Annotated in this window: 23 protein-coding genes and 1 pseudogene; 8 read left to right on the forward strand and 16 right to left on the reverse strand. The window is 69.9% G+C overall.

Annotated elements, in window-relative coordinates; all coding sequences use genetic code 11:
• Nucleotides 1-75: 75 nt before the first annotated feature.
• The 3 genes from AB0435_RS08825 to coxB are packed head-to-tail and all read right to left on the reverse strand — an operon-like array spanning nucleotide 76 to nucleotide 3,172.
• Nucleotides 76-474 (reverse strand): cytochrome c oxidase subunit 4, encoded by a 399-nt coding sequence (locus tag AB0435_RS08825; protein ID WP_366006627.1) that lies wholly within the window; start codon nucleotides 472-474, stop codon nucleotides 76-78.
• Nucleotides 471-2,204 carry a cytochrome c oxidase subunit I gene (gene ctaD / locus AB0435_RS08830; RefSeq protein WP_366006628.1) on the reverse strand — a complete coding sequence of 578 codons (1,734 nt, stop codon included), beginning with the start codon at nucleotides 2,202-2,204 and terminating at the stop codon, nucleotides 471-473. The genes AB0435_RS08825 and ctaD overlap by 4 nt, the downstream gene beginning before the upstream one ends.
• Nucleotides 2,201-3,172, reverse strand: a complete 972-nt coding sequence (coxB, locus tag AB0435_RS08835) for a cytochrome c oxidase subunit II (protein WP_366006629.1) — start codon at nucleotides 3,170-3,172, stop codon at nucleotides 2,201-2,203. Before coxB ends, ctaD begins: the two co-directional genes overlap by 4 nt.
• Nucleotides 3,173-3,574: 402 nt before the next feature.
• On the opposite strand from coxB, the gene AB0435_RS08840 reads away from it, so the two are divergent.
• Nucleotides 3,575-4,957 (forward strand): aminotransferase class V-fold PLP-dependent enzyme, encoded by a 1,383-nt coding sequence (locus AB0435_RS08840; protein WP_366426527.1) that lies wholly within the window; start codon nucleotides 3,575-3,577, stop codon nucleotides 4,955-4,957.
• A gap of 187 nt (nucleotides 4,958-5,144) precedes the next feature.
• Here AB0435_RS08840 and AB0435_RS08845 read toward each other — a convergent pair whose 3' ends face one another.
• Nucleotides 5,145-6,119, reverse strand: coding sequence for a carbohydrate kinase family protein (locus tag AB0435_RS08845; protein ID WP_366006631.1), 975 nt, complete (start codon nucleotides 6,117-6,119; stop codon nucleotides 5,145-5,147).
• A gap of 188 nt (nucleotides 6,120-6,307) precedes the next feature.
• Here AB0435_RS08845 and AB0435_RS08850 point away from each other — a divergent pair, with 188 nt between their 5' ends.
• Together AB0435_RS08850 and AB0435_RS08855 are read left to right on the forward strand one after the other, a co-directional pair.
• Entirely contained in the window at nucleotides 6,308-6,526 is a 219-nt protein-coding gene (locus tag AB0435_RS08850) for a hypothetical protein (RefSeq protein ID WP_366006632.1), read from the forward strand.
• A gap of 100 nt (nucleotides 6,527-6,626) precedes the next feature.
• Nucleotides 6,627-8,177, forward strand: a complete 1,551-nt coding sequence (locus tag AB0435_RS08855) for a hypothetical protein (protein ID WP_366426528.1) — start codon at nucleotides 6,627-6,629, stop codon at nucleotides 8,175-8,177.
• A gap of 85 nt (nucleotides 8,178-8,262) precedes the next feature.
• On the opposite strand, the gene erpA is transcribed toward AB0435_RS08855, so the two are convergent.
• The gene (gene erpA / locus AB0435_RS08860; protein WP_215080573.1) at nucleotides 8,263-8,619 is read right to left on the reverse strand and encodes an iron-sulfur cluster insertion protein ErpA; all 357 of its coding nucleotides are present in this window, start codon (nucleotides 8,617-8,619) and stop codon (nucleotides 8,263-8,265) included.
• A 246-nt stretch (nucleotides 8,620-8,865) separates the two neighbouring features.
• Between erpA and nadA the strand changes: the two genes are divergently transcribed.
• Nucleotides 8,866-10,044, forward strand: a complete 1,179-nt coding sequence (gene nadA, locus AB0435_RS08865; RefSeq protein WP_366006634.1) for a quinolinate synthase NadA — start codon at nucleotides 8,866-8,868, stop codon at nucleotides 10,042-10,044.
• A gap of 238 nt (nucleotides 10,045-10,282) precedes the next feature.
• Here the strand turns inward: nadA and AB0435_RS08870 are convergent, their stop codons facing one another.
• From AB0435_RS08870 to AB0435_RS08900, 7 genes are all read right to left on the reverse strand, one after another.
• A complete protein-coding gene (locus tag AB0435_RS08870) occupies nucleotides 10,283-11,227 on the reverse strand; it encodes a hypothetical protein (RefSeq protein WP_366426561.1) in 945 nt (314 codons plus the stop codon).
• Nucleotides 11,136-12,104, reverse strand: coding sequence for an iron uptake transporter permease EfeU (gene efeU / locus AB0435_RS08875; RefSeq protein WP_366007546.1), 969 nt, complete (start codon nucleotides 12,102-12,104; stop codon nucleotides 11,136-11,138). The genes AB0435_RS08870 and efeU overlap by 92 nt, the downstream gene beginning before the upstream one ends.
• A gap of 34 nt (nucleotides 12,105-12,138) precedes the next feature.
• On the reverse strand, nucleotides 12,139-13,407 hold the full coding sequence (efeB, locus tag AB0435_RS08880; protein ID WP_366426562.1) for an iron uptake transporter deferrochelatase/peroxidase subunit: 1,269 nt from the start codon (nucleotides 13,405-13,407) through the stop codon (nucleotides 12,139-12,141).
• A 61-nt stretch (nucleotides 13,408-13,468) separates the two neighbouring features.
• The gene (efeO, locus tag AB0435_RS08885) at nucleotides 13,469-14,599 is read right to left on the reverse strand and encodes an iron uptake system protein EfeO (RefSeq protein ID WP_366426529.1); all 1,131 of its coding nucleotides are present in this window, start codon (nucleotides 14,597-14,599) and stop codon (nucleotides 13,469-13,471) included.
• A gap of 152 nt (nucleotides 14,600-14,751) precedes the next feature.
• Nucleotides 14,752-15,597 carry a heme ABC transporter ATP-binding protein gene (locus AB0435_RS08890; RefSeq protein ID WP_366426530.1) on the reverse strand — a complete coding sequence of 282 codons (846 nt, stop codon included), beginning with the start codon at nucleotides 15,595-15,597 and terminating at the stop codon, nucleotides 14,752-14,754.
• A gap of 37 nt (nucleotides 15,598-15,634) precedes the next feature.
• The gene (locus tag AB0435_RS08895; protein WP_366426563.1) at nucleotides 15,635-16,642 is read right to left on the reverse strand and encodes an iron ABC transporter permease; all 1,008 of its coding nucleotides are present in this window, start codon (nucleotides 16,640-16,642) and stop codon (nucleotides 15,635-15,637) included.
• Between the two features lie 94 nt (nucleotides 16,643-16,736).
• Nucleotides 16,737-17,699 carry an ABC transporter substrate-binding protein gene (locus AB0435_RS08900; RefSeq protein WP_366426564.1) on the reverse strand — a complete coding sequence of 321 codons (963 nt, stop codon included), beginning with the start codon at nucleotides 17,697-17,699 and terminating at the stop codon, nucleotides 16,737-16,739.
• A 194-nt stretch (nucleotides 17,700-17,893) separates the two neighbouring features.
• Here AB0435_RS08900 and AB0435_RS08905 point away from each other — a divergent pair, with 194 nt between their 5' ends.
• Nucleotides 17,894-19,285, forward strand: coding sequence for an HtaA domain-containing protein (locus AB0435_RS08905; protein WP_366426531.1), 1,392 nt, complete (start codon nucleotides 17,894-17,896; stop codon nucleotides 19,283-19,285).
• 137 nt (nucleotides 19,286-19,422) lie between these two features.
• Nucleotides 19,423-21,051: an HtaA domain-containing protein gene (locus AB0435_RS08910; protein ID WP_366007552.1), complete on the forward strand. Its 1,629-nt coding sequence runs from the start codon at nucleotides 19,423-19,425 to the stop codon at nucleotides 21,049-21,051.
• 51 nt (nucleotides 21,052-21,102) lie between these two features.
• On the opposite strand, the gene AB0435_RS08915 is transcribed toward AB0435_RS08910, so the two are convergent.
• The 3 genes from AB0435_RS08915 to AB0435_RS08925 form a co-directional block, all read right to left on the reverse strand.
• Nucleotides 21,103-22,236 carry a methyltransferase domain-containing protein gene (locus tag AB0435_RS08915; protein WP_366007553.1) on the reverse strand — a complete coding sequence of 378 codons (1,134 nt, stop codon included), beginning with the start codon at nucleotides 22,234-22,236 and terminating at the stop codon, nucleotides 21,103-21,105.
• 11 nt (nucleotides 22,237-22,247) lie between these two features.
• The gene (locus AB0435_RS08920; protein WP_366007554.1) at nucleotides 22,248-23,144 is read right to left on the reverse strand and encodes a radical SAM protein; all 897 of its coding nucleotides are present in this window, start codon (nucleotides 23,142-23,144) and stop codon (nucleotides 22,248-22,250) included.
• A 137-nt stretch (nucleotides 23,145-23,281) separates the two neighbouring features.
• Nucleotides 23,282-23,509: a hypothetical protein gene (locus tag AB0435_RS08925; protein WP_366007555.1), complete on the reverse strand. Its 228-nt coding sequence runs from the start codon at nucleotides 23,507-23,509 to the stop codon at nucleotides 23,282-23,284.
• 133 nt (nucleotides 23,510-23,642) lie between these two features.
• On the opposite strand from AB0435_RS08925, the gene AB0435_RS08930 reads away from it, so the two are divergent.
• Both AB0435_RS08930 and AB0435_RS08935 read left to right on the forward strand, forming a co-directional pair.
• Nucleotides 23,643-24,578, forward strand: a complete 936-nt coding sequence (locus tag AB0435_RS08930; protein WP_366426532.1) for a helix-turn-helix transcriptional regulator — start codon at nucleotides 23,643-23,645, stop codon at nucleotides 24,576-24,578.
• Nucleotides 24,547-24,666: pseudogene (locus AB0435_RS08935) on the forward strand (DUF397 domain-containing protein); the annotation flags it as partial. The gene AB0435_RS08930 and the pseudogene AB0435_RS08935, both read left to right, overlap by 32 nt.
• 68 nt (nucleotides 24,667-24,734) lie before the next feature.
• Here the strand turns inward: AB0435_RS08935 and AB0435_RS08940 are convergent.
• Entirely contained in the window at nucleotides 24,735-25,397 is a 663-nt protein-coding gene (locus AB0435_RS08940) for a biliverdin-producing heme oxygenase (RefSeq protein ID WP_366007557.1), read from the reverse strand.
• Between the last annotated feature and the right edge of the window lies 1 nt (nucleotide 25,398).

The following is a 25,398-nucleotide window of genomic DNA, read 5'->3' on the forward strand; positions in this document are numbered from 1 at the left end:
CCCCCGGGGGAGAACGCGACCGGGCCCCGCACACCTTGCGGTGTGCGGGGCCCGGCGTACGCGGTCCGGCGGAACCTACTGGTTCGCGTTCTCGCCGCGGTAGAACTCGAACACCCAGCCGAAGAGGCCGACCAGGATGACCGGGGCGGAGAAGTACATCAGCCACCAGCCGAAGATGACGCCCATGAAGGCGAGCGCGCCACCGACGGCCAGGGCCAGCGGCTGCCAGCTGTGCGGGGCGAAGAAGCCCAGCTCACCGGCGTCGTCCGCGACATCGGCGTCCACGTTGTCCTGGGCGCCCACGTCCACCCGGCGCGCGGTGAACGCCAGGTAGTAGCCGACCATGATGCACAGGCCGAAGGCCAGGAACAGCGCGGTGGTGCCGGCCGGCTCCTTCGACCACACGCCATAGACGATCGCCATGGCGAGGACGAAGACGGAGAGCCAGATGAACATCCGGCCTTGGACCTTCACTTGCCGGCCTCCTTGCCACCCGCGAGGGCCTTGTCATGCGAACCGGCGAGGTTCTCCTCGAGCTCCAGGGCCGCGATCTCCGGGTGGTGCAGATCGAAGGCCGGGGCCTCGGAGCGGATGCGCGGCAGCGTGAGGAAGTTGTGCCGCGGCGGCGGGCAGGAGGTCGCCCACTCCAGCGAGCGGCCGTAGCCCCACGGGTCGTCGACCTCGACCTTCTTGCCGTACTTGGCGGTCTTCCAGACGTTGTAGAAGAACGGCAGGATCGACAGGCCGAGCAGGAACGAGCTGATCGTCGAGATCGTGTTCAGCGTGGTGAAGCCGTCCGCCGCCAGGTAGTCGGCGTAGCGGCGCGGCATGCCCTCGACACCCAGCCAGTGCTGGACCAGGAACGTGCCGTGGAAGCCCACGAACAGCGTCCAGAAGGTGATCTTGCCCAGGCGCTCGTCCAGCATCTTGCCGGTGAACTTCGGCCACCAGAAGTGGAAGCCGGCGAACATCGCGAAGACGACCGTACCGAAGATCACGTAGTGGAAGTGCGCCACCACGAAGTACGAGTCGGAGACGTGGAAGTCCAGCGGCGGCGAGGCCAGGATGACACCGGTCAGACCACCGAAGGTGAAGGTGATCAGGAAGCCGATGGCCCACAGCATGGGCGTCTCGAAGGAGAGCGAGCCCTTCCACATGGTGCCGATCCAGTTGAAGAACTTCACACCGGTCGGGACCGCGATCAGGAAGGTCATGAAGGAGAAGAACGGCAGGAGCACGCCGCCCGTCACGTACATGTGGTGCGCCCACACCGTCACCGAGAGACCGGCGATGGCGATCGTGGCGGCGATGAGGCTGCCGTAACCGAACATCGGCTTCCGGCTGAAGACCGGAATGACCTCGGAGATGATGCCGAAGAACGGCAGGGCGATGATGTACACCTCTGGATGGCCGAAGAACCAGAAGAGGTGTTGCCACAGCAGTGAGCCGCCGTTGGCCGCGTTGAAGATCTGCGCACCGAATTTACGGTCCGCCTCCAGGGCGAACAGCGCGGCCGCGAGCACCGGGAAGGCCAGCAGGACCAGCACACCGGTCAGCAGGACGTTCCAGGTGAAGATCGGCATGCGGAACATCGTCATGCCGGGAGCGCGCATGCAGATGATCGTGGTGATGAAGTTGACCGAACCGAGGATCGTGCCGAAGCCGGAGAAGGCCAGACCCATGATCCACATGTCGGCGCCGACGCCCGGCGAGCGGACCGCGTCCGACAGCGGGGAGTAGGCGAACCAGCCGAAGTCGGCCGCACCCTGCGGGGTGAGGAAGCCGGCCACCGCGATCAGCGAGCCGAAGAGGTAGAGCCAGTAGGCGAACATGTTCAGCCGCGGGAACGCCACGTCGGGCGCACCGATCTGCAGCGGCATGATCCAGTTCGCGAAACCGGCGAACAGGGGCGTCGCGAACATCAGCAGCATGATCGTGCCGTGCATCGTGAACGCCTGGTTGAACTGCTCGTTCGACATGATCTGCGTGCCGGGACGGGCGAGCTCGGCGCGCATGAGGAGCGCCATCAGGCCGCCGATGCAGAAGAACGCGAACGACGTGACCAGATACATCGTGCCGATGGTCTTGTGGTCAGTGGTGGTGAGCCACTTGATCACCTGATTACCGGGCTGCTTCTGGCGTACGGGTGGTGCTGCCGTGGCCGTCGCGGCGGCGGCACCCTGGGGTTCGTTGAGGATGCTCACTTGTTCTTGGTCTCCGCGTTCTTCGCGTGATCCGTCTGCGCGATGCCCGCCGGCTGGTAGCCGGTCTGGCCCTTCTTCGCAAGATCCTTCAGATGCTGCTGGTAGCGCTCAGGAGAGACGACCTTGACATTGAAGAGCATGCGGGAGTGGTCCTGGCCGCAGAGCTCGGCACACTTGCCGAAGAAGGTGCCCTCCTTGTTCGGGGTCACCGTGAAGCTGTTGGTGTGCCCCGGGATGACGTCCTGCTTCATCAGGAACGGCACCACCCAGAAGGAGTGGATGACGTCCCGCGAGGTCAGGACGAACTCCACCGTCTCACCCTTGGGCAGCCACAGGGTCGGGCCCGGGTTGCCGTTCTGCGGGTTCCGCTCACCGGGGGTACCGACCTCGTACACACCCTCCGCGCCCTGCGGTGCCTTCTTCAGGAACCGGTCGGGAATCGCCTCCAGCTCCTTGTTGTCACGGAGCGGCTGCGCCGGGGTGGCCGTGTTGCCGTCGACGTTCTCCATGTAGTTGAACGCCCAGCTCCACTGGAAGCCCACCACGTTGATGAGGTGCTTCGGCTTCTCAGGGTTGGTCAGAAGCTTGTTCTCATCGCGCGCGGTGAAGTAGAAGAACACCGACACGATGATGATCGGAACCGCGGTGTACAGCGCCTCGATGGGCATGTTGTACCGGGTTTGCGTGGGGATCTGCACCTTCGTCCGGCTACGCCGGTGGAAGATGACGCTCCAGATGATCAGGCCCCACACAAGGACGCCGACCACGAGGGCGGCGGCCCAAGAGCCCTGCCACAGGGAGAGGATCCTCGGAGCCTCTTCCGTGACGGGAGTGGGCATTCCGAGGCGGGGGAAGTCCTTGGATGTGCAACCGGAGGCGGTCGCCAGGACAGCGCCCGCGGCCAGCGCCTGCAGCAGCTTCCGCCGCACCGGGCGCCGCGACGAGCGGTCGGAGCCGTTGGGACTCACGTAGCGCCTTCCCGAGAGTCTCGCCCGTGCGGCCGGCTGCGGCCGTCTGCTGGTCGGTCGCCGGCCCGCTGCGGGCAGGGGTTTGGATGTTTATGCGGACCAAACCCTACTGGACGCTATTTGGGGTCGCGCGGGGAGGGTGCCCAACGCGCCGGGTCACTCCCCGAAGGGATGGAATCTCGGCGTCCGGAGGCTATCTGGAAGACCGTCAGGAAGGGCACCCGACGCGCGGTGAGGTCACGCGATGGAGTGTCTTCCCGGCGCGCGACCGGCCGCCGCGGGCAAGCCGTTCAGCTAGTGGATCAAGCGTGGGCCGACCGGGCGCGGCGGGGCCTCGTACGGGCGGGGCGGGCGGGCTCCCGCCGAGGAGCCCGGTCATGACGGGCCGCGTTAGCGTAGGGCGTGCCCTACTTCGACGCCGCTTCCGCCGCGCCCCTGCACCCCGTCGCCCGTCAGGCCCTGTTGGCCTCGCTCGACGAGGGGTGGGCCGACCCCGCCCGGCTCTACCGCGAGGGGCGGCGGGCCCGCCTGCTGCTGGACGCCGCGCGCGAGGCCGCTGCGGACGCCGTGGGCTGCCGGCCGGACGAGCTGGTGTTCACCCCTTCGGGCACGCGCGCGCTGCACGACGGCATCGCCGGCGCCCTCGCGGGCCGGCGGCGGACCGGCCGCCATCTGGTGGTGTCCGCGGTGGAGCACTCCGCCGTCCTCCAGTCGGCCGCGGCGCTCGAAGCGGCCGGTGGCACCTGCACGCAGGTGCCGGTGGACCGTACGGGCCGGGTGGCGCCGGGCGCGTACGCGGCGGCCCTGCGGGCGGACACCGCGCTCGCCGCCCTCCAGTCCGCCAACCACGAGGTGGGCACGGAGCAGCCGGTCGCCGAGGTGGCCGAGGAGTGCCGGGCAGCGGGCGTGCCGTTGCTCGTGGACGCGGCGCAGTCGCTCGGCTGGGGGCGCGTCGCGGACGGCTGGTCCCTGCTGACGGCCAGCGCGCACAAGTGGGGCGGGCCCTCGGGCGTGGGGCTGCTGGCCGTGCGCAAGGGGGTGCGGTTCGCGCCCCAGGGACCGGCGGACGAGCGGGAGTCGGGGCGCGCGCCCGGCTTCCCGGACCTCCCGGCGATCGTGGCGGCGGCGGCCTCCCTGCGGGCCGTGCAGGCGGAGGCGGCGGCCGAAGGGGCCCGGCTGCGGGCGCTGGTGGACCGCGTCCGGGCGCGGGTGCCGGAGCTCGTACGCGACGTGGAGGTCGTCGGCGACCCCGAGCGGCGGCTGCCGCACCTGGTCACGTTCTCGTGCCTCTACGTGGACGGCGAGAGCCTGCTGCACGCCCTGGACCGGGCCGGTTTCTCCGTGTCGTCCGGTTCCTCGTGCACGTCCAGCACACTGACGCCCAGCCATGTGCTGCGGGCGATGGGGGTGCTGTCGGAGGGCAACGTCCGGGTGTCGCTGCCCTCGGGCACGGCCGAGGAGGACGTCGAGCGGTTCCTGGAGGTGCTGCCCGGGGTGGTGGCGTCGGTACGGGAGCAGCTGGGCGCCCCGACGGAGGCGGCCGCTCCGGCCGGGGAAACGGCGGAGCTGGTCATCGACGCGCTCGGCAAGCGGTGCCCGATCCCGGTGATCGAGCTGGCGAAGGCGTTCCCGGGGGTGCCGGTGGGTGGGCTGGTCACGGTGCTGTCCGACGACGAGGCGGCTCGGCTGGATGTGCCGGCGTGGTGCGGCATGCGGGGGCAGGAGTATGTGGGTGAGCGGGTGGTGGAGGGCGGGGTCGCTTATACGGTGCGGCGGCTCTCCTGATTCGGCCGCCGGCTGCGGGTCCGTGGCGCCTGCGGCGGGCTTTTTCCCCTACCCGCCCCTTCCCCAAACTGGGGGCAAGCCCCCAGACCCCCGAAGCACGCTTCGCGCGCTGTCCTCAATCGCCGGACGGGCTGAAAACCCGCCCGTCCGGCGATTGAGTCCGCTCCCGCCGTAGGCGGCAGCAGACCTAGCCCAGGCGGCCCTTCACCTCGGCCGCGGCGTCCTCGCCGTACGCCTTGGCGAAGCGCTCCATGAAGTGGCCTCGGCGGAGCTCGTACTCCTGCGTGCCCAGCGTCTCGATGACGAGCGTGGCCAGCATGCAGCCGAGCTGGGCCGCGCGCTCCAGGGACAGCTCCCAGGTGACGCCTGCGAGGAAGCCCGCGCGGAAGGCGTCGCCGACGCCGGTCGGGTCGACCTTGGCCTCCTCCTGGGCGCAGCCGACCTCGATGGCCTCCTCGCCGACGCGCTCGATGCGCACGCCCCGCGCGCCCAGCGTGGTGACGCGGGTGCCGACCTTGGCCAGGATCTCGTCCGCCGACCAGCCGGTCTTGGACTCGATGAGGGCCTTCTCGTACTCGTTGGTGAAGAGGTAGGCCGCGCCGTCGACCAGCTGGCGGATGTCGTCGCCCTCGAGCCGGGCGAGCTGCTGGGAGGGGTCCGCGGCGAAGGGGATGCCGCGGGAGCGGCACTCCTCCGTGTGGCGGAGCATCGCCTCGGGGTCGTCCGCGCCGATGAGGACGAGGTCGAGGCCGCCGACGCGGTCCGCGACCGGCTGGAGCTCGATCTGGCGGGCCTCGCTCATCGCGCCGGTGTAGAAGGACGCGATCTGGTTGTGGTCGGTGTCCGTCGTGCAGACGAAGCGCGCGGTGTGCAGGACCTCGGAGATGCGGACGGAGGCGGTGTCGACGCCGTGCCGGTCGAGCCAGGCACGGTACTCCGCGAAGTCCTGGCCGGCCGCGCCGACGAGGACGGGACGCAGGCCGAGGAGGCCCATGCCGAAACAGATGTTGGGGCCGACGCCACCGCGGCGCACGTCCAGTTCGTCGACGAGGAAGGAGAGGGAGACGGTGTGCAGCTGGTCCGCCACGAGCTGATCGGCGAAACGGCCGGGGAAAGTCATCAGGTGGTCGGTGGCGATGGAGCCGGTGACAGCGATACGCACGGCGGGTCTGCTCCTGCGGGGCGAGGTGAACATGGCGGCAAGACTGGACGAACGGGAAAACGGGAAAAGCCACACCACGCTATCGGGTCCCGACCCCGTCCCAGGGGGGCAAATCAAGCCACCGAAGGGACAAAATTACCTAATAGTAGCCCTTTCTCGGTGTGCTCCATGGTGCGTACGGTGCCGGTATGCCGAACCCTGTGAAGCACGTCACTTTCCCCGAGACCGAACGCGACCCCGAGTCGCTGGAGGAGCTGCGCGGGCTCTGCGCCCGGATGGCCCCGCACTGGGCGACGCCCAAGGCGGCAGCGGCCGTCGTCCCCGTACCGCCGTCGCGGATCCACGGGGTGTCGGTGCCCGTGCGGTCCGCCCGGCTGCTCGACGCCATGTCGGAGTACGGCGACTGAGCACTGGTGGAACCGCTCGCTCCTCCGCTCCGTCCAAGCGGCGTCCCCTTCTCGGGGGACAGGGCAGTACAGACATTGAGCGGAGCGAAGGAGCGATGTGGTGAGCACCGAGGGCGGCACACCGGACAGCAATGCCCCCGCCGATCGCAACCCGGACCCCAAGGGGCGGCGGAAGCACCCGCGGCTGGCGGTGGCGTCGGTGGCGGCGTCGGTGCTGCTGGCCGGTGGCGGCGGCGCGTACTGGGCGTCGACCGCGTCGGACGGGGACGCCAAGGCGTCCGGCGGGCCGGGCGGTGACGGCCCTCCCCCGCCCCTGGTGCTGGACGGCTACCGCACGGGCGGCGGTTCCTCGCAGGGCATCGCGGTGGGCGAGCCGGATCCGAACGGCGTGCGCTACCGCGCGGAGGGCCAACTGCCGCAAGGGCCGCGGAAAGCGGCGGTGTACTCGCCCGGGGGCGATGTCGGCAAGGACCAGGTGGCGGCGCTGGCCAAGGCCCTGTCGGTGCAGGGCGCGCCCCGGCTCGAAGGGGGCGTGTGGCGGGTGGGCGGCGCGCCCGGTTCCGACGAGCCGACCCTCCAGGTGAAGCAACAGGGGCCGGCCGTCTGGTCGTTCTCGCGGTACGGCTCGCCGGGCGGCGGCTGTGTGCACCCGCCGGGCGCGGGTCCGCAGGAGAGCGCGGACAAGGGCCTGGACAAGTCCCTCGCCTCCCCGTCCATGAACTGCCCGCAGTACAGGGGCATCGCGCCCGGTGACGCGCGGGCGGTGACGCAGGAGAGGGCGAAGAACGCCGCGGCGCCCGTGCTGAAGGTCCTCGGCCAGTCCGACGCGAAGCTCGACGCCCACCAGACCTTCGGTGCGGTACGGGCCGTGCGCGCCGACCCGGTGGTGGACGGCACGCCCACGTACGGGCGGCAGACGACGCTTGAGGTCGGCTCGGACGCGCAACTGGTCAAGGGTGCCGGGCAGTTGGAGACCCCGCGGAAGGGCGCCGAGTATCCGCTGGTCAACGCGACCGAGGCGCTGAAGGAGCTCAACAAGCACAGCGGTCCGGGGCAGCCGGTGGCCGTCGGCGGCTGCGCGACGGCCGTGCCCGCCACGCCGGACGCCACCGCGCCCTGCCCGCCGGCGTCCGCCGCGCCGGGCGGGGAGCCGGCGACGGTGCGCAGCGCGTCGTTCGCGCTCGCCCAGCTCTACGTGCGGGGCCGGGAGACGCTGGTGCCGTCGTGGGTCTTCCAGGTGCGGATGGCGGGGGCGACGGACAAGGAGGCCACCGTGCCCGTCGTCCAGCCCGCCGTGGACCCGAAGTTCCTCGCGGCGCCGTCCGCCTCGCCCTCGACGCCGTCCGGCCCTCCGGCGACGGGCGCGCCCAGGACGACGGCGGTGCGGGTCTACGCGTACGACCAGGACGGCAAGAACCTCGTCCTGCACTTCTGGGGCGGGGTGTGCGACACCTACGCGGTGTCGGCCGAGCAGTCGTCGGACGCGGTGACGGTGAAGGTCACCGGCACGGAGAAGCAGCCCGGCCGGATGTGCGTGATGATGGCGGAGCGCTTCGACCGGACGGTGACGCTGGACCGCCCGCTGGACGGGCGGAAGGTGGTGGACGCCGTCACGGGCGGGACCGTGCCGGAGTCGGACCGGGGGAAGTAGCCCGCGGGAACGCCGAAGGCGGCGCCCCTTTCCGGGGGCGCCGCCTTCACGCGTCGTTCCGGGCCGTGCCGAGCGGCCGGTCCGCTTAGCTGAAGGAGTCGCCGCAGGCGCAGGAGCCCGTGGCGTTGGGGTTGTCGATCGTGAAGCCCTGCTTCTCGATGGTGTCGACGAAGTCGATGGAGGCGCCGCCCAGGTAGGGGGCGCTCATGCGGTCGGTGACGACCTTGACACCGTCGAAGTCCTTGACGACGTCGCCGTCGAGCGCGCGCTCGTCGAAGAAGAGCTGGTAGCGCAGACCGGAGCAGCCACCGGGCTGGACGGCCACGCGCAGGGCGAGGTCCTCACGGCCTTCCTGCTCCAGCAGGGCCTTGACCTTGGCGGCCGCGGCGTCGGACAGGAGGATGCCGTCGCTCACAGTGGTCTTCTCGTCCTGAACGGACATCTGCTTCACTCCCGGGTTTTGTGCGGACTGCTTGCCCTCGGCTGCAACCGCCGGTCTCCCGGATTCATTCCGGGCCTGGCATGTCACTTCTCGCCTTTCATGCTCGCACACCACACACCCGATCGGGAATGCGTCACATCGACACTATGGGCATCGTCAAAGTGACGTGAAGCGGTTATGATAGATAGCGTCAAATTGACGACAAGGCCGTTCAGGGCCGTCAGCGGAACAGAAAGGGTGCGTGTCGTGACCACCGCCCAACCCTTGGATGTCCAGCCCACCCCCCTCGCGCTCCTGCTGCTCGGCCGCGAGGCCGACCCCAGGAGCGAACGCGGCGTGGAATGTCCGGGCGACCTGCCGGCTCCGTCCGACCCGGACCTCGTCGAGCGCGCCCGGGCCGCCAAGGCCAGGCTCGGCGACAAGGTCTTCGTGCTGGGGCACCACTACCAGCGCGACGAGGTCATCGAGTTCGCGGACGTCACCGGGGACTCCTTCAAGCTCGCGCGCGACGCGGCCGCCCGGCCCGACGCCGAGTACATCGTCTTCTGCGGCGTCCACTTCATGGCCGAGTCCGCGGACATCCTCACCACCGACGCCCAGCAGGTCGTCCTGCCGGACCTGGCGGCCGGGTGCTCGATGGCCGACATGGCCACCGCCGAGCAGGTCGCGGAGTGCTGGGACGTGCTGACCGAGGCGGGTGTCGCCGAGGTGACCGTCCCCGTCTCGTACATGAACTCCTCCGCCGACATCAAGGCGTTCACCGGCAAGCACGGCGGCACGATCTGCACCTCCTCCAACGCCGAGCGCGCCCTGAACTGGGCCTTCGAGCAGGGCGAGAAGGTGCTCTTCCTGCCCGACCAGCACCTCGGGCGCAACACCGCCGTCCGTGACCTCGGCATGTCCCTGGACGACTGCGTGGTCTACAACCCGCACAGGCCGAACGGCGGGCTGACCGCCGAGCAGCTGCGGGACGCGAAGATGATCCTGTGGCGCGGACACTGCTCCGTGCACGGCCGCTTCTCGCTGGACTCCGTACGCGACGTGCGCGAGCGCATCCCGGGCGTCAACGTGCTGGTGCACCCCGAGTGCAAGCACGAGGTCGTGGCCGCGGCGGACTACGTCGGTTCGACGGAGTACATCATCAAGGCGCTGGAGGCCGCCCCGGCCGGCTCCAAGTGGGCCATCGGCACGGAGCTCAACCTCGTACGCCGCCTGGCGAACCGTTTCGCCGACGAGGGCAAGGAGATCGTCTTCCTCGACAAGACGGTCTGCTTCTGCTCGACGATGAACCGGATCGACCTGCCGCACCTGGTGTGGACGCTGGAGTCCCTGGCCGACGGCAAGGTCGTCAACCGCATCGAGGTCGACCCGGAGGTCGCGGCGTTCTCGAAGCTGGCACTGGAGCGGATGCTCTCGCTGCCGTAGGCGGCGGGTTGTGGGGGTGCGGGTCCGTTGCCGCCTGCGGCGGGAGCGCCCTTGGGGGTCCCCCCCGGACGAAGTCTGGGGGAGCGTCCTCAAACGCCGGACGGGCTGGATTTGGCTGATGTGAGCACACAATTCAGCCCGTCCGGCGTTTGAGGACACGCGGCGCAGCCGCGTTGGGGTCCGGGGTCTCCCCGGTTTCGGGAAGGGGCGGGGCTGGGGAACAAAGCGCCGCACGCGACTACTCCCCCTTGACCCCCGTCACGCTCTCGATCCGGTTCAGGAAGACCACCGCTCCCGACGACTTCGGGATCCGTACCGCCGACTCCGAGACCTTCGTGTACGTCACGGACCGCTTGAGGTCACCGCTCAGGAGAGCCTTCATCCGGGGATCGGTGATCGCGGGCCGCAGGCCCTGGGCCATCGTGCGTCGTTCACGGTGATGCGCGGTGAAGAAGGCGAGCGCGCCTCCGTCGGCGGTGCGCAGGGCCGGCGTGGGGAAGCCGTCGGGGCCCTCGGGGGTGTCGATGAACTCCGTCCAGAAGGTGGGGGTCCGCCTGATCTTGTCGCGGTCCTCGCGCAGGCCCGTGGTGCGCGGCCCCGGCGCGAACGTCCGGCCGGCGCCGGTCCGCAGGAAGTCGGTGTACGCGGCGCTCACCGCGTCCGGCGCGACGGCCGGACGCGGGTCCTTGCCCTTGGCGGCCGGCACGGCCTCGGCGTAACCGTCCTTGTCGGTCGCGAAGGACGGCACCTTGTCGGGGCTGAGGATCGACAGATAGGCGGCCCGCCAGGGCTCCTTGACGCCGTCGCGCAGGAAGACCACGAACCAGCGGTTGCCGTCGCGGTTGCTGCGGGTGTCGGCGAGGAAGAACTTCGGCCAGCCGGCCTGCTTGGGGATCGTGAAGCGGGCGTCGTCGAGGACGAGGGGCGGATACGAGGGGTTGCCGCCCGGCGTCAGCGCGCTCTGCGTCGTCATGTCGGCGTTGCCGATCTCGGCGAGCGGACCGCTCTCGACCCGGGCTATGACACCCGGGTCGAGCTTGCGGTACGCCTCGTTGTAGCCCTCCGTGAAGCGCTGGAGGACCTTGGGGGCCTCAGCCCTGTCCACCGCCGGGATGATCTCCCGCTCGCCGTGCACCGTCACGCATCCGGTCGCCGTCAGCAGCAGCGCCGACACGGTCAGCACCGCGGGGGCTATCGGCGATCGGCGGGACGGCCGGGGTCTCATGGGACGTCGACTCCTTGGTGGCGGCTCGGGACGGCGCCACCCTACCCGGGGCGAAGAAGACCACGAGGGTGGGTATCAGATACAGCGCCCACACCGCGACCTGGAGCCAGGTCGGGTCCGGCTGGAAGTTGAAGACGCCCTTGAGCAGGGTGCCGTACCAGCTGTCGGCCGGGATCTGCTCGCTGATGTCGAACGCCTTGCTGCCCAGCCCCGGCAGCGCGTCGGCCTCCTGGAGGTCGTGGAAGCCGTACGCGAGCACACCCGCGGCCACCACGATCAGCATGGCGCCGGTCCAGGTGAAGAACTTCGCGAGGTTGATCTTCAGCGCGCCCCGGTAGAACAGCCAGCCCAGCACCACGGCCGTCAGCAGGCCCAGCAGCGCGCCGACCAGCGGCCGTACGCCGTCGTCCGTCGCCTGCACGGCCGTCCAGATGAACAGCGCGGTCTCCAGGCCCTCGCGGCCCACAGCGAGGAAGGCGGTGACGACCAGCGCGGTGGTGCCCATCGCGAGCGCCGCGTCGAGCTTGCCGTGCAGCTCCTTCTTCAGGTGCCGCGCGGTGCGCCGCATCCAGAAGACCATCCATGTCACCAGGCCCACCGCGACGACCGACAGCGAACCGCCGAGCATCTCCTGGGCCTTGAACGTCATGCTCCGCGAGCCGAACTGGAGCAGCGCGCCGAAGCCCATGCTCAGCAGCACGGCCACGGCGATGCCGAGCCACACCGGCTTCAGCGCGTCCTTGCGCCCGGTCTTGACCAGGTAGGCGACGAGGATGCAGACGACCAGGCTGGCCTCCAGACCCTCGCGCAGGCCGATCAGGTAGTTGCCGAACATGCGGCGTCCCCTCCTGTTTCCGCTGAAACGTCGATCACGCGAAGAGCGCCTTGCCCCACCAGTCGTCCTTGCCGCGGACGCCCGGCGGGACGGCGAAGACCGCCGAACCCACGTGCTGGATGTACTCGTTGAGGGCGTCCTTGGCCGCGAGCCGCGTCTGGAGCGGCACGAAGCCGTCCCGTACGTCCTTCTGGTACGCGATGAAGAACAGGCCGGCGTCCAGGCGGCCCAGGCCGTCGGTGCCGTCGGTGAAGGAGTAGCCGCGGCGCAGGATCGTCACGCCGCTGTTGCTGTCCGGGTGGGCCAGCCGCACGTGCGCGGTGTCCTTCATCGCCCTGAGGTCGGGCTCGTCGTGCTCGCGCTGCTTGCCCTGCGGGGCGCCCTCGGCCTTGTCGCGGCCGAAGACGTCCTCCTGCTCCTTGAGCGAGGTGCGGTCCCAGGTCTCGATGTGCATGCGGATGCGGCGGGCGACGAGGTAGGAGCCGCCCGCCATCCAGTCGGGGCCGTCCTTCTGCCCCACCCAGACGAACTTGTCGAGGCGGTCGGTCTCGGTGCCCGCGATGTTCCGCGTGCCGTCCTTGAAGCCCATCATGTTGCGCGGGGTCTGCGCGTCGGGCGTCGTCGAGGACGTCTTGCCGAAGCCCAGCTGCGACCAGCGGATCGCGACCCGGCCCATGCCGATGCGGGCGAGGTTGCGGATCGCGTGCACGGCGACCTGGGGGTCGTCCGCGCAGGCCTGGACGCACAGGTCGCCGCCGCTGCGGGCCGCGTCGAGGTTGTCGCCGGGGAAGGCCGGCAGGTCGATCAGGGCCTTGGGGCGGCGGGACTTGAGCCCGAAGCGGTCCTTGCCGTCCTTCTCGAAGAGGCCGGGCCCGACGCCGAAGGTCAGGGTCAGCCGGGAGGGCTTGAGGCCGAGGGCCTCGCCGGTGTCGTCCGGCGGCAGCTCCTCGTTGTCGCTGATCGCGCCCTCGCCGACCTCGTGACCGGCCGTCATCGCCGCGGCCGCGGCCGTCCACTCCTGGAGCAGCTTGACCAGCGCGGCACGGTCGGTGGTGGTCACGTCGAAGGACGCGAAGTGCAGGCGGTCCTGCACGGCGGTGGCGATGCCGGCCTGGTGGTCGCCGAAGAACGGCACGGCGTCGCCCGCGGAGGCGGCGGGCGAGGCGTCGTCACCGCTGCGCAGCGCGGCGGCGGTGCCCCCGGCGACGGCCGCGCCCAGTGCGAGCCCGGCACCGCCCCAGCCGAGTATCGAGCGGCGGGAGGGCGCGGGCTTCTTCCCGCCGGTGGACGTCTCGTCCGTCATCTTCGGGTCCGTCATCTTCTCGTCAGCCATTTTCTCGTCAGCCATGGAAGTCGGTCCCCGATTACTTGGCGACGGCCGCGGCGAGCTTGGACAGCGGCTCGGAGAGGGCGTTGACGGCGTCGGACAGCTTCTTGCGGTCGTCCTTGCCGACCGTGTCGTACGACTTGAAGCTGTCGCCGTCGCGGTAGTCGCCGAGCGCCTTCTTCACCGCGTCGAACTGCTTGTCCAGTTCCTTGGTGAGCTCCGGGTCGTGCTTGGAGGCGACCGGCTTCAGCAGGCCGTACGCCTTCTCGGCGCCGTCCACGTTGGCCTCGAAGTCGATCAGGTCGGTGTGGCTGTAGCGCTCCTCCTCACCGGTGATCTTGTTCCGGTAGACCTCGTCGAGGAGTTCCTTGGCGCCGTTGGCCATGCTGGTCGGGGTGATCTCGGCGGTGCCGACGCGCTTCTGCCAGTCCTTGAGGTCCGTCATCAGCTGGTCGGCGAGCTTCTTGTCGTCGTCCGAGATCTTCTTGTCGTCCCAGAGCGACTTCTCCAGCTTGTGCCAGCCGGTCCACTTCTGGTCCTTCTCCAGGCCGTCCTCGCGGACGTCCACCTTCGGGTCGATGTCACCGAAGGACTCCGCGACCGGCTCGGTCCGCTCCCAGCCGGTGCGGGAGACGGCGTACTGCTTCTTCGCCTCGTCCAGGTCGCCGTTCTTGACCGCGTCCGCGAACTTCTGCGCCGCGGGGAGCGTCTCGTCGGCCTGCTGCTGCACGTACTTGCGGTACTCCGCGACGGCCTTGTCCAGCTCCGGGTCGCTCTTCTTCTCCGCGCCGCCGCCCGTCACGGTGATCTTCTGACGGATGCCGTCGCCCTTCATGCCGGGCTTGCAGGCGACCTCGTACGAACCGGCCTTGATGGTGGCGGTGATCTCCGCCTTGGTGCCGGGGCCTATGTTCTCGCGCTCGGTCACGATCCGGTCGTCCGGGGTGTAGACGTACACCTCGGTGACCTTGGAGCCCTTGTTCTGGACATTGATCTTGACGTGCCCGGCCGGGAAAGAGGTCTTGGAGACCTCGCACTTGTCGTCGGATGCGGTGACGTTGACGGCGTCCGAGCCCTTGCCGTCCGACTTCTCGGCGCAACCGGACACGGCGGTCAGGGCCGCTGCCGCTGCGATGGCGGTGACGACGGAGGAGCGGAGGGCTCGCATACGGGGCTCCAGGCATGCTCAAGGAGGGCGGACTCAAGGAAGGCGGAACTGAACTCGGCCGAGCGTGGCCGAAACAGCATGGCCTAATTAGGCTGCCCTAACTTATCTGAGGCTTGCCTATCCTGTTCCCCAAACAGCGCGTGATTCTGCTCTCACGGGGCAAAATCTCGTCCCGCCCGTCTCGGTATCACCAAAGGGTCACCGGTGCGCGGATGATCAATTACCTCCACCGGCTGTGCGTAGACATGACTCAGCAATTCCGCGTCGAAGACCTCGGACGGCGGACCCTCGGCCGCGATCCGGCCCCGGTGCAGCACGGCGACCCGGTCCGCGTACGCCCCGGCGAGCCCCAGGTCGTGCAGGACGACCACCACCGCGTCGCCCGCCGCGGCCCGCTCCCGGCACACCCCCAGCACCAGTTCCTGATGGCGCAGGTCCAGTGCGGCGGTCGGCTCGTCGAGCAGCAGCAGCGGGGCGCGCTGCGCGAGGACGCGGGCGAGCGAGACCCGGGCCCGCTCGCCGCCGGACAGCGCGGCGAAAGGCCGGTCCGCGAAGCCGGTCACCTCGGCGGCGGCCATGGCACTGCGCACGGCCTCGTCGTCCTCGTCCTCCGCGTCGGTGCCGGCCCAGGGCGCGCGGCCCATCCGTACGACGTCCCGGGCCGCGAAGGGGAACGACAGTTCCGCCGACTGCGGTAGCACGGCCCGGCGCAGCGCGAGGTCGGCGGGCGTCCAGGCGGCGGCGGGCCGCCCGTCGATCCACACCTCGCCCGACTCCGCGGGCAGGTCGTGGGCGAGCGCGGCGAGCAGGGTGGACTTCCCGGCGCCGTTCGGCCCGACGAGCACGAGCACTTCGCCTCCGGCGACGGCCAGTTCGACCTCGGAGAGGACGGTACGGTCCCCGAGCCGCACCCGCAGGGCACGGGCCTCGGCCCGCACGGTCCCGATGGGGGAGGGCAGCGGCAGATGCCGCGTGCGCGACCGGAAGAGGGAACGCATCAGGCCGGGCCTCCTTGCGTACGGTGCCGACGAGTCATCAGGCCCAACCTCCTTGCCTGCGCCGCGTCCGCCGCAGCAGCCAGAAGAAGAACGGGCTTCCCAGCAGTGCCGTCAGGACGCCCAGCGGGAGTTCCGCCGGACGGGCCGCCGTGCGGGCCGCGAGGTCGGCGGCGACCAGGACGAGCGCGCCGCCCAGCGCGCTGCCCGGGACGAGGAAGCGGTGCCCCGGGCCCGCCGCCATGCGCAGCAGGTGCGGCACCAGCAGCCCCACGAAGGTGACGATCCCGGCCACGGCCACCGCGGCCGCCGTCAACAGCGCCACCACCAGCACCAGTACGAGGCGCAGCCGCTCGACGTCCACCCCGAGGTGGCGCGCGGGGCGCTCGCCGAGGGCGAGGAGGTCCAGCTTCCGGGCGAACCAGGGCGCGACGGCCAGCCCCGCCACCGCGCACGGCAGCACGGCGAGCACTTTCGGCCACGTCGCCTGGGCGAGCGAACCGAGCTGCCAGAAGGTGATCTGGGTGACCTGAGCGCTGTCCGCGAGGAAGAGGAACAGGCCGATGAGGGCGCCCGCGAAGGCGTTCACCGCGATGCCGGTGAGGATGAGGGTCACCACCTCCGTACGGCCGCCGGACCGCGACAGCGCGTACACCAGCAGGACCGTCACCAGCCCGCCCGCGAACGCGCAGCCCGCCACCGTCCAGTTGCCGAGGAAGGTCAGCCCGAGCGCGATCGAGGCGACCGCCCCGACGGCCGCGCCCGCCGAGATGCCGATGACACCGGGCTCGGCGAGCGGATTGCCGAACACGCCCTGCATCAGCGCGCCCGCGCACCCCAGCGACGCGCCGACGAGCAGCGCGAGGGCCACGCGCGGCAGCCGGACGTTCCACAACACGCTCTCGCCGACCCGGTCCAGCGCGTGGCCGCCGAGGCCCGTGCGGTGGAGCAGCGAGCCGAGGACGTCGCCGACGGGGATGTCGTACGCGCCGAGGCCCGCCGAGAGGAGGCACAGGGCGAGGAGGGCCGCGGCCATGCCGAGGGCCAGGAGCGGGCCCGTACGGCGGCGCCGGGGCGGGGCGTCCTCTCCGGTGGCCGAGCCGGTGGCCGACCGTTCGCGCGGCTTGGCCAACAGGGCCACGTCAGGCCCCCTTCGGGTGGATCTGCCCGATCAGGGAGGCGAGGACGGTGTCGGTGCGGGGCCCGAAGTTCAGCAGGACGCCGTCGTCGACCGAGGCGACGCGGCGGTCCATCCCGGCGGGGGTCTGGGCGACCCCCGGGATCTTGAGGAGGCCGTCCACGCCGCCGACCGAGTCGAGGCCCTTGCTCATGACGAGCACCACGTCGGGGGCCGCCTTGGCCAGGGCCTCGCTGGTGATGGGCGTGAAGTCCCTCTTCAGCCCCGACTCCTTGCCCGCGTCCACCCCGCCCGCCGCCTCGATGAGCGAGTCGGCACCGGATCCCGCGCCGCCGAGGAGATAGACGGAGGCCGAGCCGCGCAGATAGAGGAACGCGACCCGCGGCTTCTTCCCGCCGTCGTGCGGGATGTTCTTCCTCGCGGCGTCGACGCGCTGCTCGGTGCGGTGGCGCAGTTCGTCACCGGCGGGGCGGACGCCGAGAGCCGCGGCCACCTTGTCGATGCGCGGGCCGACGTCGTCGAGCTTCTTCGCCGGGTCGAGCACGACGAGCGGGATCCCGGCGGCCCGGATCTGGTCGACGGCCTCGGCCGGGCCGGTGGTGGTCTCCGCGAGGACGAGCGTCGGCTTGAGCGAGAGGACACCCTCCGCGGAGACGTCGTGGGCGCGGGTGACGACGGGGAGCTTCTTCGCCTGGTCGAAGGTGGCGGTGACGTCACGGGCCACGACGTGGTCGCCGAGACCGAGGGTGAAGACGGTCTCGGCGAGCGCCCCGGTGAGCGGCACGATCCGGTCGGCGCTGCGTACGGTCACGTCGTGGCCGTCCACCGACCGCACCGTGACGGGAAGTTGGGGATGCGGCGCGTCCTTGAGCGGTTCGACGCGGTCGGCGGCGGCCGCGCTCCGCGACGGGCTTCCGTTTCCGCTTCCGTTCTTCGAGCAGGCGGTGAGGCCGGTGAGCGCGGCCAGGAAAGCCAGCAGGGCGATGAGTGTGCCGAGGCGGCGCGGGGTACGTATCGGAGGGCCCGCCGACTGCCGTTGAAGCACGGTTCCGCCTTTCGCTCCGGCCGGGGGTTTCCGACCTGATGGGATGCAGCTTAGGTTAGCCTTACCTAAATTGCCATCCGGTGAAGCCTGTCGACCCGCCCGAAAGGGGCCCCCTCATGTCGCTCCCGTCCAGACCCGCCCGCCTCCCGGCCCTCGGCCTCCTCACGGCGCTGCTGGCGGCGCTGGTGCCGATGTCCGCCGCGCACGCGGCGGAGTCCCGGGAGATAGCCGGCGGCCGGCTGGACTGGGGGATCAAATCCTCCTTCCAGAGCTATGTCACCGGACCTGCCGCACACGGCAGTTGGGAGCTCCGGGACGGTGCGGCGACGGAGGGCGACAACCAGTTCCGCTTCCACTCCGCCAAGGGCTCGTACGACTCCGACGCCGGCGCGTTCGACGCGTCCTTCCAGGGCGGGGTGCACTTCACCGGCCACAAGAAGCCCGACGGCTCGTACGACCTCGACCTCACCCTCAGCAGCCCGGCCGTCGGCGTCTCCGGCGGCAAGGGCACGCTCTACGCCGACATGACCGGCAAGTCCAGGGGGACGGGCGAGGTCACCACGGCCACCCACGTACCCTTCGCCTCGCTCGACCTCTCCGGTGTGAACCTGCGCGGCGACGACACCGCCGCCGTCACGCTGACGAACGTCCCCGCCACGCTCACCGCGGAGGGTGAGAAGGCGTTCGCCGGTTACTACAAGGCGGGCACGGCCCTCGACCCCGTGAGCCTGTCCGCCGACGTCGGGGATGCTTCGGCCGCTACGAAGTCTGACGAATCGGATCTGCCCAAGGGCGAGTTCAAGGAAGCCGCCGTCGACTGGGGAGTGCGCCGCACCTTCCGTGAGTACGTCTCGGGCCCCATCGCCCAGGGCTCCTGGAAGGTGGGTGACGGTGCCCAGGACGGCGGTGCGCTGTTCCGCTTCCCGAAGGGCAAGGGCGCGTACGACGGGGAGAAGAAGGCACTCGACGCGTCCTTCGACGGCACCCTCCACTTCACCGGCAAGCACCTCGATCTCACCCTCGGCGGGGTCAAGGCGGCCGTGAAGGACGGCAAGGGCACGCTGTCGGCGGACGTCACCGGCGGGAGCGGCGCGGGCAAGGCCCTCCCCCTCGTCACCTTCGACGCGTCCGAACTGACCGAGAAGGACGGCCTCGCCGCTATCACCGCGGCCCCGGCGAAACTGACGGCCGAGGGCGCGAAGGCGTTCGGCGGCGTGTACAAGGAGGGCGCGGACATGGACCCCGTCTCGCTCGCCGTACCGCTGACGACGAAGGCGAAGCTTCCGGCGCTGCCGAACCTGGGCAAGTCCTCACCTTCTGCGCCGCCTGCGTCCGCGCCTGCACCTGAATCGGCCGAGGAATCCTCTTCGTCCGACTCCTTCCCGGTGCTTCCGGTTGTGGTCGCGGGGGTGGGTGCGCTGATGCTGGTGGGCGTCGTTTTCCTGGTGATCCAGCGGCGCCGAGCGGTGCCCGCAACGGGCGCATCTGATTCCGTTTCAGGCGAATGACTGGCCTGCCTGGTGTTGTCCGTGACGTCCTCCCATGCGTCACGGCCGACCCAGGCCTTCCCCGCTCCCCGGCGACCTGATGTCATGGAGGTCAAACTCTGACCCAGTTGTCTCAAGTTTCTCTAGGAGAACCAAACATGACCGTCACCGCACGCCGTGCCGCGCTCGCTGCGCTGGCTACGGCGACTGCCCTTGGGGCGACTGTGCTGACTGCGCCCGCGTTCGCGGCGGAGCCGCCGAACGCTCAGCCGCAGGGCGAGGCGTCGGCGTCGGCTTCGGCGTCAGCCTCAGCCGGTGCGTCGAAGCCGGGCGGCGCTTCGAAGTCGGTCGAGGCCCCGTCGTCGAGCCACGCGTCGAAGGCTGAGCCGGAGCTCAAGGACGGCAAGCTCGAGTGGGGGGTGAAGCAGTCGCTTCGTGACTACCTCAAGGGCGGAATCGTCGACGTCGCCGACGGGGCGCAGAAGGCCGAGGGCACCGGCGTCTACACGTTCGTCGGGGACAAGAGCACTTACGACAAGTCGACCGGCTCGTTCACCACGACCTTCAAGGGCAGCGTGCACTTCCGGGGGCACGGGGATGCGGAACACGGCTACAAGCTCGACCTCAAGCTCTCCGACCTGAAGGTCGTCACCGCGACCAAGGAGAAGAAAGGTGAGATAACGGCCACTGTCACGAAGGGGAACGAAAAACCCCTGGAGAAGGTCATCGCCACGCTGGACTACGTCGAGCACACTGCCCCGGGGGGCGTCCACACCTTCAAGAAGATACCCGCGAAGCTGACGGCGGACGGGGTGGCGGCATTCACGTACGTGGGCGACGAGAAGCCCTACAAGGTGGGCGAGGAACTCGACCCGCTCGACTTCTCGGTGAAGCCGACGGCGAGTGGCCAGGACGGCGGTGGCGATGGTGCGGGCCATGGGCAGGGCCAGACCGGTGGCGATGCGGGCAAGGCCGACGGGGAGAAGAGTGAGAAGGGTGTGGAGCTCTTCGACGGCAACCTCGACTGGGGGCTGTCGGAAACCTTCCGGAAGTACATCGACAACGCGAGCGGTAAGGCCACTGTCTCCGGCGGCGCGAGGTCGTTCAAGGGGGGCTACCGCTTCCCCAAGGGTGAAGGCACGTACGACGCCAAGACCTCGACCCTTACGGTCACGTTCAAGGGTTCTGTCCGCTTCACTGCTAACGGGGGCAGCCTGAACTGGAATTTCTCCGACTTCAAGGTTGAGGTGCATGACAAGGTCGGCTCGATCAGGGCCAACGTCACGGCTGAGGGTAACTCCGCCCTCACCAACGATGTCGTGCTTGCCAACCTGACGATCACGGACTCCCCCAAGCCCAAGGACGGCGTGGTGGGCCTGTCGGCACTCCCGGCGACGCTGACGAAGGATGGGGAGAAGGCGTTCACCTTTAAGAAGGACCCGATCGTCAAGAGCGGCGACGCCCTGGACCCGCTGACAGTCAACGTCGCAACAGACAAGAATGCCAAGCTCCCTGACGTCCCGTCGGACACCGGCTCGGACAAGAGCACGGACACGACCGGCTCGACCGGCACCACCGGCGCGACCGCCACCAACACCTCCGCCACCACGGGCTCGACCGGCTCCACCGGCGCTACGGCGACCGACATCACCGCCTCCGGCTCGCTCGCTTCCACCGGCGCGAACACGCCCACCGGCCCGCTCCTCGGCGGTGCGGCAGCGCTGATCGCCGTCGGTGGCGGCGCGGTCTACGCGGCGCGCCGCCGCAAGGCCGGCCAGCAGGGCTGATGTCCAGGGCCTCGCCCACACGCCTTCGTGTGGGCGAGGCGGCCGTCAGGCCTACTTGATGACGGCGGACCACTTGCCCCGGGTGAGGTGGCAGGTTCCGTCAGGTTCGATCTTCACGCGACTGCCGTGGACCGGTAGGCCACCCTCGGCGTTCTGCCGGTGCCGGATGCGTTCGAGGACGTCCCAGAGCCGGCGGGGGCCGCTCTGGTGAACGGTGGGCGGGTCCAGCCGTGCGGCGGTCGCCCGCGCCCATGATCCGTCCTCGTGGACGAGCCATGCGGTGCGCTGCCCGCCCTCCTGCCGGTAGTGGGTTTCCACTCCGGGGACGGAGAGTTCGAGCATCGACCGCAGCTCCCACGCGTCGGTGAGGTTCAGGACCGGGTACCGGCCTCGGGTGACGTGTTCTCCCTCCGAGTCCTTGATCGCGTCGAGTTGGCTCCCGAGTCCGGGCGGATAGTCGTCGCCTCGGCGGGTGTGCATAAATCCGGCCCAGTCGCGTTCGATCTGTCCGACCGCCCCGCCGTCGTCGGTCTTCCATGCCGTGAGGATCATCGACGTGTTCGCGATGGTCGTCACGAGACGTCCGCCGGGCCGGAGCGCGGACAGCCACGAGGCCGGCACGGGCCAGACGGAGACCATGGACACGATCCGGTCGTAGTCGCCCGGGACCGGGCCTGTCGCATCACACGTGATGACGTTCGGCCGAAGCCCGATGCGGTCGAGGCGGTCCCGCGCGGCCTCTGTGAGATAGGGGTCGACGTCCAGTGCTGTGACGTGTTGTTCCCCGAATACGCGGGCGGCCAGAGCGGTTCCGTAGCCCGAGCCCGTGGCGACGTCGAGAAGATCGGCGCCTTCGTACAGTCGGCCGTAGCGGTACATCTTGACGACCAGGCCGGGCAGCGTCGAGGACGATGTCGGCCGCCCGACGGCGGTCCCGTCGCCCCCGGCCCGGTCGGCGTGGAGCGGTCCGATCCGGGTGACGAGCGTCTGATCCGCGTAGGCGGCGGCCATCCACGCGCCCGGCTCTCCGGGCCCATCGCGCAAGACCCATCCGCCGCTGTCGGCCCGTTCCCACCACCGGGGTACGAAGATGTGGCGGGGAGTCGCAGCGATCGGCACACCCCACCGCGAGACGGGATCGACCACCTGCGTGGCGAGTTGCTGCGCGTGTGGCTTCCAGTCCACGGGCATCACTCTCACTTCTTGTCGCTGTCACCGACATCGGCGTACGCGGGGTCACATGCTTCCTGCTCCGCGGGGGCGCAGTCACCCCCGTCCAGCGCCGGGAGGCAGTCGGGGTCGCACGGGTTCTCCGCGCGAGCCGGAATGCTCTCCAGCACGTGCCGCCACTCGGCGCTTCCCAGGATGTCCGCAAGAGGCCGCTCCTGCACCGTGCCACAGGGCAGGAACCGGGACATGGCGCAGGGAACGACTTTGCCGTCGGGGAGGACGGCCACTTGCCCCGTGCCGCACCTGCCACACAGTTCCGAGGTGTCAGGGGTCCCTTCGGTCGCTGCCCGGCCGATGGCGCGCACGCGATCGACCCTCACGTGGGTGACGCCCAAGGCCCTCAGTTCCGCACGGGCCGGCTCGACCCGCTGTCCTTCGAGGACGTGCACGATGCCCGCGCGGACGGGGACGCCCCGGCGGACGGCTTCCTCGATGTTGTCGCAGGTGCGTCGGTAACTCCCGACCCGCGTGGTGATCTTGTCGTGCTCGTTCGCGTGGTCACTGTAGTAGCTCGTCGCGAGCGATACGCCGTCACGGGCAAGCACGTCCCACCACTCGGGCCGAACGTGGAAAAGGTTGCTGTAGACCTCGACTCGGAGTCGCAGAGACAGGGCGTGCTCGACCAGGTCGATCCACTGGGGGTAGAACGTCGGTTCACCGCCAATGAGTTGGAAATGAGGGATGCCCATCGCTGCCGCGTCGCTGATGACGTTACGCCACTGGTTGAAGGTCATGGTGCCGTGAGTACCGCGCGGGCCCGAGGCCGCGAAGCAGTGCTCACAGCTGAGCGGGCACTTGCCCGTGACCTCGACCTGAATGCTCTTCTGTGCCGGAGCGACCGGCCGTTCCGCGACTGTCGCCATGTCTGCCTTCCTGGTGCCGACTGTGCCGACACAAGGCCTGTCCCTGTGTCGTCGTGCGATGTGGTGCACCCGTCCGGCCGGACCTGCCAAGCCGACGGCCGGACGGGCGTCTGGGGCCCGCCCTAGGGGTGCAGGTATCAGCCCATGTCCCGCGGCCCGAGGCCGAGCGTGCGGCGTTCCTCGTCAGTGGCCAGGCGGATCGCCGCCGCCGGTGCCGTCCACCGCTCGGTGCTCCCGACCCCCGCGAGCGTGTACCTCTCGCCGTCGAACGCGTGGGACACGCCCAGCCGGCCGGTGGTCTTGTCCACCACCAGGGCGCCGGATCGGTAGCCGGTCCAGAGGGCAGCGCCCGTCGTCTCCGTCATTGCGTTCGAGCCTCCGTGTGTTCCGCTCATGAGGAGCGGGCATCAACCGTGAAGCTCAGATTCCACCGGTGCCGCTAGGCTGACCAGGGCTCCAGCCATTCCAAGTGAGGCTGGAATATGGGGAGTTGAACACATGAGCGATGAGTCGGGCTCGCCGGAGTCGCCTGTCGGGACGTTCGGTGCGGAGATCAAGTACGCCCGTGAGGCGCGCGGGTGGTCGCAAGCCGTGCTCGCCGAGAAGCTGTGCTGTCAACAGCCTTACGTCAGCAAGGTGGAAACGGGGCAGCAGCTGGCCAGCCCACAGTTCGCCGAGCAGTGCGACAAGGTCTTCGGTACGCCGGGGGTCTACGCCAGAATGCGCCAGCGAGCGGCGGACGCGGGCAACCCGGCGTGGATGATCCCATATCTCCAGTTGGAGCGTGAGGCGGCCGACGTCTGCGACTACTCGCCCGTCCTGGTGGCAGGGATATTGCAGACTCCCGAGTACGCCGAAGCTCTCTATCGGGCGGCCCGGCCAGGTGATGCGACACCGCAGATCAAGCAGCGCGTAGACGACCGAATGCGGCGCCGGGAAGTGTTCGACAGGCCCAAGCCTCCATCGTTCTGGGTCATCCTGCACGAGGCTGCGCTGTGGTCCGGTGTGGGCGGCGCTGACGTGATGTTGAGGCAACTCCGGCACTTGGTGGCGGTAACCGAGCACCCGCGCATCACGGTTCAGGTGCTCCCTTTCGATGGAGCCCCTCCCAGGGGAACGCCGTTTATCTTGCTCAGGCAGCAGGACGGAACCGAAGTCCTGTACGCGGAGAGCTATGTGCAGGGGCAGGTGTATGACCAAGCGGCAACAGTCGCCGAAGCGCGCGTGACCTATGAGCGGATGCGCGCCAACGCCCTGTCACTCGATGACTCCCTCTCCCTCATCCGGTATGTCATGGAGGCGTACGAATATGAGCACCACCCTCGACCTCACCCGCGCGATATGGGTGAAGTCCAGCTACAGCGACGGGAACGGCGGAACCTGCGTCGAATGGGCCCCCGCATTCGCGGTCTCCGGCGTCGTCCCCGTCCGTGACAGCAAGACCCCGCAGAACCCTGCGCTCATGCTTCCGTCCGGCGCCTGGTCCTCGTTCGTCTCCGCCGTCAGAGGCGGCGCGCTCTGAACCCCCGCCGGGCCGGGTGGCGCGGGCCTGAGCCCGAGACCCGGCCCGGCAGCGGATCCGCCGAAGAGCTACGCGCTCAGCGGGAATTCCCGGCCCAGTGCGAGGAACACCTCCGTGTTCAGCGCGAAAGCCCGCTTGCACTCGTCGATCACCCGCTGCTTCTCCAGGTCGTCCACCGGCAGCGCGTCGAGCAGCTCGCGATACTCCCGCTTGAACGCCGCGGGGTTGCCGATGCCCTCGAAGACATAGAAGCGGACGCCGTCGCCCTTGCGGGCGAAGCCCCACGTCTTCTCGGCGGTGCCGCGGATGATCTGGCCGCCGGAGAGGTCGCCCAGATAGCGGGTGTAGTGGTGGGCGACATAGCCGGCGGGCCAGGCGCGGGCGCACTCCGCGACGCGGGCGGCGTACGCGGCGGTCGCCGGGAGCGGCTCCAGGCCCGTACGCCAGTCCGGGCCGCCGAGGTGGGTCAGGTCGCGCTCCAGCTCGGGCGTGCGGGCGAGCTCGGGGCGTATGAAGGGGCCCGCGACCGGGTCGTCCGCGAGGGCCGCGGAAGCGGCTTCCAGGGCGCGGTAGACGAACCAGAGCTGTTCCGTATAGCGGCGGTAGGCAACGACGCCGAGCCGCCCGCCGAGCATGTCGCTCATGAACGACGAGTTCTCGGCCTCCGTGTGCTGCTCGTGGGAGGCGGTGCGGATCAGCGTGGAGAACGGCGTGGTGGCGGGCGCGTCCAAG

Source organism: Streptomyces sp. NPDC051173 (assembly GCF_040689515.1).
GTDB lineage: Bacteria > Actinomycetota > Actinomycetes > Streptomycetales > Streptomycetaceae > Streptomyces.

Excerpts from the sequence above, each read along its gene's own strand:
- AB0435_RS08850 (WP_366006632.1), top strand. The coding sequence starts at position 6,308 with ATGCCGAACCCTGTGAAGCACGTCACTTTCCCCGAGACCGAACGCGAC.
- erpA (WP_215080573.1), bottom strand. The coding sequence starts at position 8,619 with ATGTCCGTTCAGGACGAGAAGACCACTGTGAGCGACGGCATCCTCCTG.
- efeU (WP_366007546.1), bottom strand. The coding sequence starts at position 12,104 with ATGTTCGGCAACTACCTGATCGGCCTGCGCGAGGGTCTGGAGGCCAGC.
- efeB (WP_366426562.1), bottom strand. The coding sequence starts at position 13,407 with ATGACGGACGAGACGTCCACCGGCGGGAAGAAGCCCGCGCCCTCCCGC.
- efeO (WP_366426529.1), bottom strand. The coding sequence starts at position 14,599 with ATGCGAGCCCTCCGCTCCTCCGTCGTCACCGCCATCGCAGCGGCAGCG.
- AB0435_RS08890 (WP_366426530.1), bottom strand. The coding sequence starts at position 15,597 with ATGCGTTCCCTCTTCCGGTCGCGCACGCGGCATCTGCCGCTGCCCTCC.
- AB0435_RS08905 (WP_366426531.1), top strand. The coding sequence starts at position 17,894 with ATGTCGCTCCCGTCCAGACCCGCCCGCCTCCCGGCCCTCGGCCTCCTC.
- AB0435_RS08910 (WP_366007552.1), top strand. The coding sequence starts at position 19,423 with ATGACCGTCACCGCACGCCGTGCCGCGCTCGCTGCGCTGGCTACGGCG.
- AB0435_RS08920 (WP_366007554.1), bottom strand. The coding sequence starts at position 23,144 with ATGGCGACAGTCGCGGAACGGCCGGTCGCTCCGGCACAGAAGAGCATT.
- AB0435_RS08925 (WP_366007555.1), bottom strand. The coding sequence starts at position 23,509 with ATGACGGAGACGACGGGCGCTGCCCTCTGGACCGGCTACCGATCCGGC.
- AB0435_RS08930 (WP_366426532.1), top strand. The coding sequence starts at position 23,643 with ATGAGCGATGAGTCGGGCTCGCCGGAGTCGCCTGTCGGGACGTTCGGT.